General features: G+C 60.3%; 10 protein-coding genes. 3 read left to right on the top strand and 7 right to left on the bottom strand.

Annotated features, from left to right (window positions below; all coding sequences use genetic code 11):
• Window positions 1-41: 41 nt before the first annotated feature.
• From pepT to pepN, 5 genes are all read right to left on the bottom strand, one after another.
• Window positions 42-1,298, bottom strand: coding sequence for a peptidase T (pepT, locus tag ACR0J2_RS07820; protein WP_480812209.1), 1,257 nt, complete (start codon window positions 1,296-1,298; stop codon window positions 42-44).
• A gap of 149 nt (window positions 1,299-1,447) precedes the next feature.
• The gene (gatB, locus tag ACR0J2_RS07815) at window positions 1,448-2,959 is read right to left on the bottom strand and encodes an Asp-tRNA(Asn)/Glu-tRNA(Gln) amidotransferase subunit GatB (RefSeq protein ID WP_480713772.1); all 1,512 of its coding nucleotides are present in this window, start codon (window positions 2,957-2,959) and stop codon (window positions 1,448-1,450) included.
• Between the two features lie 99 nt (window positions 2,960-3,058).
• Window positions 3,059-4,246 carry a hypothetical protein gene (locus tag ACR0J2_RS07810; protein ID WP_480812208.1) on the bottom strand — a complete coding sequence of 396 codons (1,188 nt, stop codon included), beginning with the start codon at window positions 4,244-4,246 and terminating at the stop codon, window positions 3,059-3,061.
• Window positions 4,247-4,450: 204 nt separating this feature from the next.
• Window positions 4,451-4,879, bottom strand: a complete 429-nt coding sequence (locus ACR0J2_RS07805; RefSeq protein ID WP_321254101.1) for a hypothetical protein — start codon at window positions 4,877-4,879, stop codon at window positions 4,451-4,453.
• Window positions 4,876-7,428: an aminopeptidase N gene (pepN, locus tag ACR0J2_RS07800; RefSeq protein ID WP_480812207.1), complete on the bottom strand. Its 2,553-nt coding sequence runs from the start codon at window positions 7,426-7,428 to the stop codon at window positions 4,876-4,878. Before pepN ends, ACR0J2_RS07805 begins: the two co-directional genes overlap by 4 nt.
• Before the next feature lie 223 nt (window positions 7,429-7,651).
• Between pepN and ACR0J2_RS07795 the strand changes: the two genes are divergently transcribed.
• The 3 genes from ACR0J2_RS07795 (at window position 7,652) to ACR0J2_RS07785 (ending at window position 11,305) form a co-directional block, all read left to right on the top strand.
• A complete protein-coding gene (locus ACR0J2_RS07795; protein ID WP_480812206.1) occupies window positions 7,652-9,787 on the top strand; it encodes a malate synthase G in 2,136 nt (711 codons plus the stop codon).
• Between the two features lie 81 nt (window positions 9,788-9,868).
• The gene (locus ACR0J2_RS07790; RefSeq protein WP_170615294.1) at window positions 9,869-10,294 is read left to right on the top strand and encodes a GlcG/HbpS family heme-binding protein; all 426 of its coding nucleotides are present in this window, start codon (window positions 9,869-9,871) and stop codon (window positions 10,292-10,294) included.
• Between the two features lie 231 nt (window positions 10,295-10,525).
• A complete protein-coding gene (locus ACR0J2_RS07785) occupies window positions 10,526-11,305 on the top strand; it encodes a gamma-glutamyl-gamma-aminobutyrate hydrolase family protein (RefSeq protein WP_170615295.1) in 780 nt (259 codons plus the stop codon).
• 39 nt (window positions 11,306-11,344) lie between these two features.
• Here ACR0J2_RS07785 and ACR0J2_RS07780 read toward each other — a convergent pair whose 3' ends face one another.
• Both ACR0J2_RS07780 and ACR0J2_RS07775 read right to left on the bottom strand, forming a co-directional pair.
• A complete protein-coding gene (locus ACR0J2_RS07780; protein ID WP_480812205.1) occupies window positions 11,345-13,585 on the bottom strand; it encodes a xanthine dehydrogenase family protein molybdopterin-binding subunit in 2,241 nt (746 codons plus the stop codon).
• Window positions 13,586-13,588: 3 nt separating this feature from the next.
• Window positions 13,589-14,053, bottom strand: a complete 465-nt coding sequence (locus ACR0J2_RS07775; protein WP_480812204.1) for a (2Fe-2S)-binding protein — start codon at window positions 14,051-14,053, stop codon at window positions 13,589-13,591.
• Window positions 14,054-14,086 lie beyond the last annotated feature (33 nt).

Here is a 14,086-nt window from a genome sequence, read left to right as displayed (position 1 = left end):
TTGACCGCCGGGCGAAAGAGACGTCGACCCGATGTCGGATTTTAGCCGGCACTGTTGCCCGGTTTCTGCGCTGCCCTGGTCGCCACGGAAAGGCACAACTCGGTCGCGACGGCCATGTCCTGCACCGAAATCCATTCCAGCGGGCCGTGAATGCACTGCATCCCGGTAAAGATATTGGGGCAGGGGGTGCCGAACTCGGTCAGGCGCGACCCGTCGGTGCCGCCCCGGATCGGAACAGATACAGGCTCGATCCCCATGTCGCGGCAGGCGTCGCGGGCCAGATCAACCGGGGTCATGTCCTTTTCCAGCCAATAGCGCATGTTGCGGTACTGCGGAAAAATCTCGCACCCGATCACCGCGCGTGGCTCGGTGGCTTGTACGGCGGCGCAGACCTGCCGCACCAGATCGCCCTGCGCCTGCAATGCGTCCAGCTCGAAGTCGCGCAGGATCAGCTTGATCTCCATCTCGGAGGAGCCGCCATTCATATCGGTAATGTGAATGAACCCTTCGCGGTCATCTGTGACCTCGGGCGTCATCGTCGCCTGCGGCAAAGTCTGCACGATCTTCGCTGCCAGATGGGCTGCGTTGACCATTTTTCCCTTCGCCAGCCCGGGGTGGATCGAGACGCCCTCGATCCGGATCACGGCACGGTCGGCCGAAAAGCTCTCATATTCGATTTCGCCGACTTCCTGACCATCCAGAGTGTATGCGAAATCAGCGCCCAGATCCTTGGGTAGTTGTTCGGTAACACCGCGCCCGATCTCTTCATCGGGGGTAAACGCGATGCGGATCGGCCCGTGCGGAATATCAGGGTTTTCAATCAGATGCCGCGCCATGGTCATCAGGATCGAGACACCCGCCTTGTCATCCGCGCCCAGCAACGTGGTGCCCGATGCAGTAATCAGATCGTGCCCGATCTTTTCGGCGAGATAGGGGTGCTCCTGCGGCGACAGGACCAGATCGGGGTCGTCGGGAAAGGTGATCTCGCCACCATTGTACCCCTTGATCACGCGCGGCTTGACGCCGGCGGCATTGAACTGTGGGGCGGTGTCGACATGGGCCAGAAACCCGATTGTGGGGCCGGGAACAGTTCCGGGGATAGTGGCAACAACAACGCTGTCACCGGTCAATTCAACATCCTGCGCACCGATCTCGGTCAGTTCCTGGCGCAGCAGGTTCAGCATGTTCAGCTGGATGTCCGAACTTGGGGTCGAGGACGACGTCTCATCGCTCTGACTGTCGATCGCCGCATACCGGACCAACCGGTCCTCGAGTTCCTGATCAAATCTTTTCTGCATGTTACCTCACCTCTCTTGCCCGGAAGAAAGGGTGCAATCCGATGAGGAGTCAAGCAGATGCTCAGCCCGAAATCGGGGCAGAGCGGTTAACTTTTTGTTATGTACAAAATGCACACCCTGCGCCATGCGCAGCGTACAAACCCGAAGATTTACGAACCCAGCTTTTTGCTGACCAATTCGTTGACGGCCTTCGGGTTGGCCTTGCCACCGGTCGCCTTCATCACCTGACCGACAAACCATCCGGCCAGTTTCGGGTTCACTTTGGCCTTTTCGACCTGCGCTGGGTTGGCGGCGATGATCTGGTCCAGAGCCGTTTCAATCGCGCCGGTATCTGTCACCTGTTTCATGCCGCGTTCTTCGACGATCTGTGCCGGGTCCCCGCCTTCGGTATAGACGATTTCAAACAGGTCCTTGGCGATTTTGCCCGAGATGGCGTCCGACGAAATCAGGTCGATGATACCGCCCAGCTGCGCTGGCGAAACCGGCGACTCGGTGATGTCGTGATCTTCTTTCTTCAACCGGCCGAACAGCTCGTTGATGACCCAGTTCGCGGCCAGTTTACCGCTGCGTCCCTTGGCGACTTCTTCGAAATACGCTGCCGATTCCACCTCGGCAGTCAGCACCGATGCGTCATAGTCGGTCAGACCGAACTCGCTGATAAAACGCGCTTTTTTGCCGTCCGGCAGTTCCGGAAGGTTGGCGGCGATATCGTCCACCCACGCCTGCTCGATCTCAAGCGGCAGCAGGTCGGGGTCCGGGAAATAGCGGTAATCATGCGCCTCTTCCTTGGACCGCATGGACCGCGTCTCGCCCTTGTCCGGATCGTACAGGCGGGTTTCCTGATCGATCTTGCCACCGGCCTCAACAATTGCGATCTGACGGCGGGCTTCGACCTCAATCGCCTGCTGGATGAAACGCATCGAGTTCATGTTCTTGATCTCGCACCGTGTGCCCAGATGCGAGAAGTCCTGCGTTTCCTGATACTTCTCATACGCGCCCGGCAAGCAGATCGAGACGTTTACGTCCGCCCGCAGGTTGCCGTTCTGCATGTTGCCGTCGCAGGTACCCAGATAGCGCATGATCTGGCGCAGCTTGGCGATATAGGCGGCGGCTTCTTCGGGGCCACGGATGTCGGGTCGCGACACGATCTCCATCAGACAAACACCGGTCCGGTTCAGGTCCACAAAGGACATATGCGGGTCCATGTCGTGGATCGATTTACCCGCATCCTGTTCCATGTGGATACGCTCGATCCGCACCTTGCGCGCGGTGCCATCACCCATCTCGACCAGCACTTCGCCCTCACCCACAATCGGATGATAAAGCTGGGAAATCTGGTATCCCTGCGGCAGATCGGGGTAGAAATAGTTCTTGCGGTCAAAGGCCGATTTCAGATTGATGTCTGCCTTCAGGCCCAGCCCGGTCCGCACCGCCTGTTCCACGCAATACTCGTTGATCACCGGCAGCATGCCCGGCATTGCCGCGTCCACGAAAGCAACGTTTGCGTTCGGTTCAGCCCCGAATTTTGTCGACGCGCCCGAAAACAGTTTGGCATTGGACGAGACCTGCGCATGCACTTCCATCCCGATTACCAGTTCCCAGTCGTGCTTGGCCCCGGCAATGGTCTTGGGTTTGGGCATTTCGTATGTCAGGTCGAGCATGGCGCGCCTCATATCCGCAGAAAGTCTAGGCCAGCGTATTAGGCCCGGCACGTCAGAGGAGCAAGGGGGAATGGCTGTGATTTCCAGTCTTTTGCCGGTTCAGTTCCGTGAAAGTTGCAGGCCCGACGAGGTAAATGTCACGTCCTTGCCGCTGTTGAGTTCCTCGCGAAACAGATCGGCGATGGCCCGCAGTGCGTCCCGGTGTCCGCGCGCAGCGAACCGCTCGGGCGAAGGAACGCGGACCGAGTTGTTGAACCCGGCGGCCGCATGCGCCCAGATCAGCGGATGCAGTTCGGTCAGATGATCGCGGATCAGCCAGTTTGCCGCCTCGCGCAGTTGCGAGCGGACAAGATCGGCTTTTTCGTTCAGGCCCACGCCGTTTTGCACGGTAATGGCGCAATAGGCCGACAGCATGTTGATGGTCTGCTGATCCGGACGACGCTCCAAGATGTCGTGCAGCCCCTCCAGGAAGAACTCGATATCGACCCGAGCGCAGGCTTCCTCATCCAGGGCAATCGCATCGAATTGGACCCAGGTATATCCCCCGGCGCCCCATATTTTTTGCGTTCTGGCGGCGTTGCGCAGGGCCTGAACCTCAAGCTCTTCATAGCTGCCAAACCAGCGCGGCAGCAGATGGCTGCCCATGGCGCGCATGTGACGCTGGTTTTCGGGGTCCAGCGCGATCAGCCGCTCGTACTCGTCTGCTACCCGAACCGACGTGCGGCGTTGACCGGCCAGCAGGGCGCAGCCTGCGGCAGCAACCAACGGGCTGTCTGGCAACGCGGCCTTGCACTTGGGCAGAATAGCCGCCGCCCGGTCAAAATGCGCTGCGCAGCGCGACCGATGCAGCGGTGGCAAGGTCGCATCCAGTGCCGTTCCCCGCCATGCCCAGGCAAGATCGATATGTGCCAGTGCAACGATCAGGGCTATCATCGGGTTGCCGGGGTGTTCCTGCATCACGTCTTCCAGATCGGCGACGCCTCCTAGCAGATCATAGTCTGACAGGGCCTTGCCATCCGACAATGCATGTTCAGCGGCCAGAACCACATCTGAGCGTGCACCGAATGCCAGCAAATCAGCAATCGGCAACCCGTCGGGCGCGGTGTCGCGCGCTGCATCAGCTGCCCGCATTTCCGCGGACAGATCTTCCCACCGGTCCTGCCGGGCCAGATGACGGCCGCGTTCAATAGTGGTGCGTCCCACGAAGTCGCCAGCTTTTAGTTGTGCAACGGGAATGTTAAGCTGCCCCTGATCAGGCAGAGCGGCGGCAACAGCATCTGCTGCCACCTTGTTTGGCGGCGCAATTTGCCGGGAAGGATTTGTGAAACGGGCAAGATGAGCCCTGAATGACCTGAACATGGCGAAACTCGGAACTGTAACAAAAAACGTAACTTACAGCGGAAGTCTGGCCGTAAATCAGCGTCAGTTCAAGTAAATTGCCTGAAACACTTCAGAATCCCGGGTCAATCCGGTCAGTGGCGGCTCATCGTTTCAGAAAACTGTAAAATGATGCCGTTCGACCCGAAAGCCGGCGTTTTCCAAAGTGTTTTCAAAGGCACGGTGCGGCGGGACCGACTCATCCGGCAGCCGGATACGCTTGCCTGATCTCAACATTAAAGAGACGCGAACCGAGAAGTCCCAACGTGTGTCGAAGCGGAAAAAATCGATCTCGTTCAGGTCGATTTCACCTTCGCGCCCGCCCGAATGCCACCTGAGGCAATCCCGGTCCAGCGTCAGCCCGGCGCTGGTGTCTTTCACGATGTCCCAGATGGCCGGCAGCGTGGCAAGCGCCAGCACCCCGACCAGCCATAGTGCGGCGTTGAAAAAGATCACGAGCGATATCAGCCCCGCAAAGACGCCGATCAGGATCAGTACAGTGCGGGGCGCGCGGTTTTGCCGGGTGAAGGTAAAGGGCGTCATGCGTCGAGTATGCGTGACACCATTTCCCCGGTGTCCCGCGACAGGTTTGGGGTATCCTGGATGCGTGTCAGTTGTGCGCGCATCAGGGCCTGACGGTCACTGTCATACCGCTTCCATGTCTGGAAGGCCGAGCACATGCGCGCAGTGGTCTGCGGGTTGACCGGGTCAAGCCGGATCAGCCAGTCCACCAGCAGGGCATAACCTGCGCCGTCGGCCTGATGGAACCCGGCGTGGTTCATTGCCAGCGCGCCCATTACTGCGCGGAACCTGTTGGGATTCTTCCAGTTGAAATCGGCATGTTCGGTCAGTTTGTAGGTGATGTCTGGCGTCGCATCGGGCGCGGCCATCGCGACCTGCAGGCCGAACCATTTGTCCACGACCAGCCGGTCGTGCTGCCACTGCGTGTAAAATCCGGCCAGTTCCGTCTCACCTTTGCCGGCCCGCAACAGACAAGCCAGGGCCGAGAGTTGAAGGGTCATGTTGTTGGCTGCGCCATACTCTTCTTCTGCCTTGGCACCACCGTCCAGGCGCGAAGTCAGCGACAGAGCGGCGCTGCCCAGTGCGCGTTTGCCGGATTGCTCCGCGTCTGGGCTGTAGGGGGCCTGAACCAGGGCTTCGCTGTGCAGGCGGGGCAGCAGGTCCTGCACATGTTGCGCTGTGGCTTGCCGCAATGTCTCGACCGCGCTCCAGATCGCCATTGGATTTGGTGTTTCACCACGGTCGAACAAGGCGGCGGCGAGTTCCGATTGCGTTGGCAGTCCCAGCATCAGGGCGCGGTAAGCCGGATCAAGATCCCGGTTGCGCAGCGCGGCCAGCAACCCGTCCAGATAATCGGAGTCCGGGGTGGCGTCTTCGGATATCATGCGCAGCAGTGTGTCCTGCGCCAGTGAGCGTCCCGCCTGCCAGCGGTTGAACGGGTCGGTGTCATGGGCCAGCAGGAAAGCGCGTTCGGCATTGGTCTGATCGTGTTCCAGGATCACTGGCGCCGAGAAATCACGCAGGATCGACGGCGTTGGCTTGGCGGCCAGACCGGTAAAGGCAAAGCTCTGTTCCGCTTCCGTCAATTCCAGCATTTCAGTTGCGTGCACCTCGTCGCCGTTCGGCCCCAAAAGGCCAACAGCAACGGGGATCACCTGCGGCAACTTCTCGGTCTGACCCGGTGTGGGTTCTGTCCGCTGGCTGAGGGTCAGCGTATAGGTGCCATCGGCCCAGTCCTCTGTTACGGCCACCCGCGGGGTTCCCGACTGGCTGTACCAGCGCTTGAACTGGCTCAGGTCGCGGCCAGCAGTGTCCTCGAACACCTGGATCCAGTCCTCGATGGTGCAGGCCTGCCCGTCATGGCGATCGAAATAGAGGTCGAGCGCCTTGGAATAGGCCTCATCCCCCACCAGCCGTTTCAGCATGCCGATTACCTCGGCGCCTTTTTCGTAGACGGTCGCGGTGTAGAAGTTGTTGATCTCCTGAAAGCTTTCGGGCCGGACGGGGTGCGATAGCGGCCCGTTATCCTCGGGGAACTGCCGTGCGCGCAGGTCTATGGCGTCGTGGATGCGCTTGACCGGGGCCGAGCGCATGTCGGATGTGAACTGCGCATCGCGGAAGACGGTCAGACCCTCTTTCAGGCACAATTGGAACCAGTCGCGGCAGGTGATCCGGTTGCCGGTCCAGTTGTGGAAGTACTCATGCGCGATGATCGCTTCGATCCGTTCGAAATTGGCGTCGGTCGAAGTTTCGGGGCTGGCCAGCACGGCGGAGGAGTTGAAGATGTTCAGCCCCTTGTTCTCCATCGCGCCCATGTTGAAATCATCGACGGCCACGATGTTGAACACATCCAGATCGTATTCGCGGCCATAGACATCTTCGTCCCATTTCATCGACTTCTTCAGCGCTTCCATGCCAAAGGCGCATTTGCCCTCGTCGCCCGGACGAACCCAAAGGTTCAGGTCCACGTCCCGGCCCGACATGGTGGTGAACCGGTCGGGATGGGCGATCAGGTCGCCCGCGACCAGTGCGAACAGATAGGCGGGTTTGGGCCATGGGTCGGTCCATTCGGCCCAGCCTTCGCCTTTGGCCGTGAGGTTGCCATTGGACAGAAGCACGGGCAGGTCGCCATTGATCCGCACGGTGAAGGTCGACATCACATCCGGTCGGTCGGGGTAGAAAGTGATCTTGCGGAACCCCTCGGCCTCGCACTGCGTGCAGTACATGCCGTTCGACATGTAAAGCCCCTCAAGCGCGGTGTTGTTGCCCGGGTCAATCTCGACTTCGGCCTCCCACACGAACGGCGCATCCGGTGCATCCGCAGTCAGGCCCTTGTCGGTGACCTGTGGCGCGATGTCCGCGCCATCAATGGCGGCGCGGATCAGTTTCAGATCCTCGCCGTGCAGGAAAAAGGTTCGGTCCGTTGCTTGGGGATTGGGGTGGAACGCGATGCGCGATGTGACGCGCGTGGCGTGTTCGGCCAGATCAAAGGTCAGATGCACACTGTCCACCAGATAGCCGAAGGGCGTGTAGTCTTTCAGATAGATTGTGGTGGGGGCGGCGTCGCGCATCGGGGGCCTCGCATCGGTTCATGTCTGGCGCGACGTTATGGGTTGCGGCGATGCGCTGCAAGCGGTGCCGGGCACGTAAATCCGGCGTGCTTCTCCTGCGTGCTGACGCCACGCCAATCCGGCTGGTCCGCCGAAAAGCGATGGCGAATATGTTGCCTATCGGAAACTTCCGCTCTAATTGAAGCCGGCATACAGTGGCGTACAATTGCGGGAGATGTCGAATATGAGCAGTAGAGAAGCCCGGAACGGTTTGCAGATCGCCGTTGAACTGGCAGATTTCATCGAAAACCGGGCGCTGCCCGGAACGGGCGTTTCATCCGAGGATTTTTGGTCAGGCCTGTCCCGGATGGTTCAGGAGCTGGGGCCGAAGAACAAAGCGTTGCTGGCAAAGCGGGCCGAGATCCAAGGCCGGGTCGACGGCTGGCATCTGGCCCGAACAGGGCAGGATCATGATGCCGCCGCGTATCAGGCTTTCCTGCGAGAGATTGGATACCTTGTCGAGGAAGGTACCGATTTTCAGATCGAAACCGCCAGGGTCGATCCGGAGATTGCTCTGACACCCGGGCCTCAGCTGGTGGTGCCAATCACCAACGCCCGCTTTGCGCTGAACGCCGCCAACGCGCGATGGGGCAGCCTGTATGATGCGCTTTATGGCACTGACGCGATGGGCGATCTGCCCGAGGGTAAAGGATACGATACCGCTCGGGGCGCCCGCGTGATCGCGTGGGCCAAGGCATTTCTGGATGACGCGGTACCGCTGGAAAATGGCTCGTGGTCCGACGTTTCGCGCCTGAGCGTCGAAGGCGGTGCGCTGGTGCCGGCGCTGGCCGATCCCGCAGGTTTCGTTGGCTTTGGCGGTTCCGCTGACAAGCCTGAGTTCGTGCTGCTGAAGAATAACGGTCTTCACGTGCAGATCATGATCGACCCCTCCAGCAATATTGGTGCCTCCGACCCCGCAGGCGTCGCCGATGTGCGCCTGGAATCGGCGCTGTCCACTATCATGGACTGCGAGGATTCGGTGGCTTGCGTGGATGCCGCCGACAAGGTTGTGGCCTACAGCAACTGGCTGGGTCTGATGAAGGGAGACCTGACCGAAGAGGTTTCGAAAGGTGGCCGGACATTCACCCGAAAGCTGGCTGGCGACGTTGAATACACCGCCGTTGGCGGCGAAACCGCGGCGCTGAAGGGCCGCTCGCTGATGTTGATCCGAAACGTCGGCCATCTGATGACCAACTCCGCAGTTCTGGATGGCGAGGGTAATGAGATCGGCGAGGGGTTGATGGATGCGCTTTGCACCACGCTGATCGCGATGCACGATCTGCGGCGCGAGGGGGGCAACTCGGTCGAAGGGTCGGTTTACGTGGTCAAGCCCAAGATGCACGGGCCGGAAGAAGTGGCGTTCTCGGTCGAAATTTTCGACATGGTCGAGGATATTCTGGGCTTGCCGCGAAACACCGTGAAAATGGGTATCATGGACGAGGAGCGCCGCACATCGGTCAATCTAAAGGAATGTATCCGCGCTGCAAAATCGCGGGTGGCCTTTATCAATACCGGCTTTCTGGACCGCACCGGGGATGAGATTCACACCTCGATGGAGGCCGGCCCGATGCTGCCGAAAGGCGACATCAAGAACACGCCCTGGATTGCGTCCTATGAGGATCGCAACGTTGATATCGGTCTGGCCTGCGGCCTGAAGGGCAAGGCTCAGATCGGAAAGGGCATGTGGGCGATGCCCGACCGGATGGGCGACATGCTGGACCAAAAGATCGGCCACCCGAAATCCGGCGCGACCTGTGCCTGGGTGCCTTCCCCAACCGCCGCTACACTGCACGCGACCCACTATCACAAGGTTGATGTTCTGGCCCGTCAGGACGAACTGGCGGCCGGCGGCGCGCGCGGCACGCTTGAGGATCTGCTGACCGTGCCCCTGCTGGGCGGGCGCAACCTGAGCGAAGAGGAAATCACTCGTGAGGTCGAGAACAACGCGCAAGGCATTCTGGGTTATGTGGTGCGATGGGTCGATCAGGGTGTCGGATGCTCGAAAGTGCCGGACATTCATGACATTGGCCTGATGGAGGACCGCGCGACCTGCCGGATTTCCTCGCAGGCGCTGGCCAACTGGCTGCATCATGATGTGATTGACGAAGGCCAGGTGATGGCCGCAATGCGCAAGATGGCGACCGTGGTCGATCGCCAGAATGCGGATGATCCGGAATATTCTCCCATGGCGCCCGGTTTTGATGGTATCGCCTTTCAGGCGGCTTGCGATCTGGTTTTCAAGGGGCGGGTGCAGCCCTCGGGCTATACCGAGCCGGTTTTGCATGCACGGCGGCTGGAAAAGAAAGCCAGTTTGGGTTGAGTTGCACGGGCGGGAACGAGGGGCTGTCTGCCCCCTCGCGCTCCCCCGAGGATATTTTGGGCCAGATGAAAGGGATCAGGGATGGCTATTTCCTTGCGCAAGGCGCGCACCATCATTCGAAAGTCGTTGGAAAAAGCGCATGAGATGGAGTTGAAGCCACTCTCGGTGGTTGTGTTGGATGCCGGCGGCCACGTCATCGCATTCGAGCGTGAGGACGGCGCGGCCCCGGGGCGCTTTGGAATAGCGCACGGCAAGGCTTATGGGGCGGTCATGTTGGGCATGGCGGGTACTGCGCAGATGCAGCGCGCCGAGGCTCAGGCCTATTTCATGGCGGCGGTAAATGGCGTTTATGGCGGTCAGGTCGTGCCTGTTCCGGGTGGCGTCCTGCTGCGCGACAAAAAGGGTGCCGTAATTGGTGCGGTTGGGGTGACCGGCGATACGTCGGACAACGACGCGGCGGCGGCCCTGGCTGGCATCGAAGCCGCGGGTCTGACGGGCGAGATCTGACACGCAACGTTATGTCGTGGCCGGTGTGGAGGCTGAAGAACCGCCATTAGGAACTTCTTCCCTCTATTAGTGACATTTCTGGAACAGCTTCCTGAATATTGATCGAAAATTGGGAAAAATTGTGCAGTTGTGAACAGGAGCTTGCGCTGAGATGCAGGGTGTGTGCTATTGCACGTCTCATCTGCTGCCGATAGTTTTCAGCTAGATCTGGAAACGTTTTGGAAAACAACAATGTCACGACCCGTGGTTGGTATCATCGGAAACTCGTATCTGATGAACGATCAATACCCGACGCATGCCGGCGGAACGATGAATTCCGATGCGGTGGCGAATGTTTCGGGCTGCCTGCCGATGCTGATCCCGGCAGACCCCAGATATGTATCGGTCGATGAACTGCTTGAGGTCTGCGACGGCTTCCTGCTGACAGGTGGGCGCCCCAATGTTCACCCGGAGGAGTATGGCGAACTGGCCACCGAAGCGCATGGGGAATTCGACCGGGCGCGCGATGCGATAACTTTGCCACTGGTCCGGGCCTGTGTTGAGCGAGGTCAGCCGTTTTTTGGAATTTGCCGTGGGTTTCAGGAAGTCAACGTGGCATTGGGCGGGACGCTATACCCCGAAATCCGTGATCTGCCCGGGCGCATGAACCACCGGATGCCGCCCGACGGCACGCTGGAAGAGAAATTCGCCCTGCGCCATGTCGTGACACTGGCCGAGGGTGGTGTGTTCCACCGCCTGATGGGCGCGACCGAGGTGATGACCAATACGTTGCACGGGCAGGGGATCAAGACAGTCGGCCACAGGATCGAAATCGACGGCCATGCACCGGACGGCACGCCCGAGGCGATCTATGTCAAAGATGCCCCGGGATTTACCCTGTCCGTACAGTGGCATCCGGAATGGGATGCTGTGAATGATCCTGTGTCACGGCCATTGTTCGAAGCATTTGGAGCGGCGGTGCGGGCCTGGGCGACTGGATCGGAAGCTGGACTGTTTCAACAAACCGCGTGACTTGCGCCGGCCCCGCAAAACGGGACCGGTCGGGTTGCATCAAACCACCAGATTGAACTGATTGATCAGCGGCAGAGACCGAGCACGTTCTCCGGTCAGGTCAAAAAGCGCGTTGCCCAGTGCCGGCATTGATGGCGGCGTGCCGGGTTCTCCTGCGCCGCCCAGGTGACGGTTGGTTTCCAGTACGCGCACTTCGACTTCCGGGGCCGTGTGCATACGCATGGCGTCATAGTCGGGGAAGTTGAACTGCTCGACCTCGCCATCGGCAAAGGTTATTGCACCAAAGCAGGCCGCTGACAGGCCGTACATCATGCCGCCGAACATCTGCGCCTTGACGTTATCGGGGTCCAGCGCAATGCCCATATCGCAGGCAATCCAAGCCTTGCTGATGCGGATGCTGCCGTCTTCGTCAACGACTTCGATCACTTGCGCTACCGGAGTGCCGAAGCTGTAGGTGAAGGCGACCCCGCGGCCAACTCCGTCCGGGGTCTGGCCGGTCCAGCCCGACATGTCGCGCACCGCTTCCAGACACCCGGCCGATGGCGCGTGTTCGTTCCTCATCAGCTCCAGCCGGAATTCCAGCGGGTCGCGGCCGGCGGCATGGGCCATTTCATCCATGAAAGTTTCGTGGAAGAACCCGTTGTGGCTGTTGCCGACCGAACGCCAGAAGCCGACGGGAATATCCAGATCGGCGATGTGGCCGCTGATGCGATAGTTCGGCACGGCATATGGCTGGTTGAACAGCCCTTCGACAAGTACCTTGTCGGGGCCGCCGCCGGCGAACCCGGTCACGCGAGACACGGCCTGATGTGTGCAGGATTGCGAGGCGACCCGACCGTCAATCAGGACCGCCTGACCGTCTTTGACCGCACCGCGCATCCGGGCTATTGCGCCGGGACGATAGAAGTCGTGGCGCATGTCCTCTTCCCGGCTCCAGGTCGTCAGAACCGGCGTGTTCGGCATGGCCAAGGCGATTTTTGTGGCGATGACCCCAAAGTCAAACTCCAGCCGACGGCCATAGCCCCCGCCCAGATAGGTGGTATGAACCTCAACAGCATCGGTTTCGAGATTGGCCGCCTCGGCAATTTTGATCTGCATGAAGGTCGGGGCCTGATTGCCGCCCCAGAATTCCAGTTTGTTGCCGGAAAACAGCGCGGCGGCCGTCATCGGTTCCATTGTCGCGTGGGCCAGATAAGGCACGGTGTATTCCGCGGATATCTCGGTGGCGCCGTCCGGCAGAGTGCTGACGTCGCCGTCATCGCGCATGGTCGAGTTCGGGTCGTTCTCGAACGCCTCGCTGATCCTGGCAAAGATTGCCTCTGTCCCGGGCGGATAGGGCGCGTCGCCCCAATCCACGTCAATGGCTTCGACTGCCTGATTGGCCAGCCATGTATTGGTGGCAATGACAGCAACGCCAGTGCCCAGATCGACGATTTTCTCGACCCCCGGCATTGACTTCGCGGCGGTGTCGTCAAAGCCGTTCATCTGGCCACCCAGTTTCGGGTTCATGCGGACCGAGGCGAATTTCATTCCGGGCAGGCGTACATCGATTGCGAATTCGGCGGTGCCGGTCGCCTTTTCGGCAATGTCCAGACGCGGTTGGGGCCGGCCAAGGTAACGCCATTCCGAGGGGTCACGCAGCGGTGCCTCGATCGGGTCGAGCTTGGCCACATCCACGGCCAGTTCGGTGTAGGGTATCTTGTCGCCATTCGGGGCAATCACATGGCCCGAGGCCGTGTTCAGGGCACTGCGGTCCACGCCCAGACGGTCGGCGGCAGCCTGTTTCAGCGTTTCGCGGGCCGAGGCGCCGGCTTCCCGCATCCGCTCGAAGCCGTCCTTCATCGAGGTCGAGCCGCCAGTCACATGCAGGCTGAGCACTTTGCCGATCCCGCCCAAAGCTTCACCCAGATTGTGCTGGAAATCAGAGATGTCGTAGCCCTTGTTCGGCAAGCCTTCACCGATCATAGCCGTGTTGTAATAGGCTTGCGCCGCCGGGCCGTGCAGGACGGTGATCTGGTCCAGATCCACGTCCAGTTCTTCCGCGATCAGTGCGGCCCAGGTGGTTTTCACGCTCTGACCCATCTCGGCCCGGGGTGCAAAGAGGGTAACGCCGTTCTGGTCGATCAGAACGAACGGGTTCAGCGCCGCCTCGCCTTTGCCAGGTTTGAGCGGATTGGCGACCGGGCGGCTGACATAGTAGGCGCCGAACGCCACGCCGCCGACAATTGCGGCTGAACCGATCAGGAACGTGCGGCGGAGGATTTTACCAACAGATGCCATGACTTACGCCTCGTTTATCTTTGAAGCCGCATCGTGAATCGCGGCGCGAATGCGGGGATAGGTGCCACAGCGGCACAGGTTGCCCTGCATCGCCTCGTTGATATCACTGTCGCTTGGGACGGGGTTTTCCGCCAGCAGCGCAGCGGCCTGCATGATCTGGCCCGACTGGCAATAACCGCATTGCGCGACCTGATGATCGACCCAGGCCTGCTGTATGGTGGCCATCGCGTCCGGGGTGCCGATACCTTCTATTGTGGTCACGTCACCCCAAACGTCCGATAGCGCAACCTGGCACGAGCGTACCGCCTCGCCATTAATATGGACGGTGCAGGCCCCGCAGGCTGCCACGCCACAGCCGAATTTGGTCCCGGTCAGGCCGACCTCATCCCGCAAGACCCAAAGCAGGGGGACGTCATCGGGCAGGTCAATCTGATGCTGTTTTCCATTGATCTTAAGGGCGGTCGCCATGGCGCACCTCTCGTAGCTGTCGCGGTTTCTGAC

The organism is Ruegeria sp. CG4, from assembly GCF_056537185.1.
This window is presented reverse-complemented; position numbering and strand designations above follow the sequence as displayed.

What these genes read in the sequence shown, in the direction of transcription:
- pepT (WP_480812209.1), bottom strand. Translation starts at nt 1,298, where the DNA reads ATGCAGAAAAGATTTGATCAGGAACTCGAGGACCGGTTGGTCCGGTAT.
- gatB (WP_480713772.1), bottom strand. Translation starts at nt 2,959, where the DNA reads ATGCTCGACCTGACATACGAAATGCCCAAACCCAAGACCATTGCCGGG.
- ACR0J2_RS07805 (WP_321254101.1), bottom strand. Translation starts at nt 4,879, where the DNA reads ATGACGCCCTTTACCTTCACCCGGCAAAACCGCGCGCCCCGCACTGTA.
- pepN (WP_480812207.1), bottom strand. Translation starts at nt 7,428, where the DNA reads ATGCGCGACGCCGCCCCCACCACAATCTATCTGAAAGACTACACGCCC.
- ACR0J2_RS07795 (WP_480812206.1), top strand. Translation starts at nt 7,652, where the DNA reads ATGAGCAGTAGAGAAGCCCGGAACGGTTTGCAGATCGCCGTTGAACTG.
- ACR0J2_RS07790 (WP_170615294.1), top strand. Translation starts at nt 9,869, where the DNA reads ATGGCTATTTCCTTGCGCAAGGCGCGCACCATCATTCGAAAGTCGTTG.
- ACR0J2_RS07785 (WP_170615295.1), top strand. Translation starts at nt 10,526, where the DNA reads ATGTCACGACCCGTGGTTGGTATCATCGGAAACTCGTATCTGATGAAC.
- ACR0J2_RS07780 (WP_480812205.1), bottom strand. Translation starts at nt 13,585, where the DNA reads ATGGCATCTGTTGGTAAAATCCTCCGCCGCACGTTCCTGATCGGTTCA.
- ACR0J2_RS07775 (WP_480812204.1), bottom strand. Translation starts at nt 14,053, where the DNA reads ATGGCGACCGCCCTTAAGATCAATGGAAAACAGCATCAGATTGACCTG.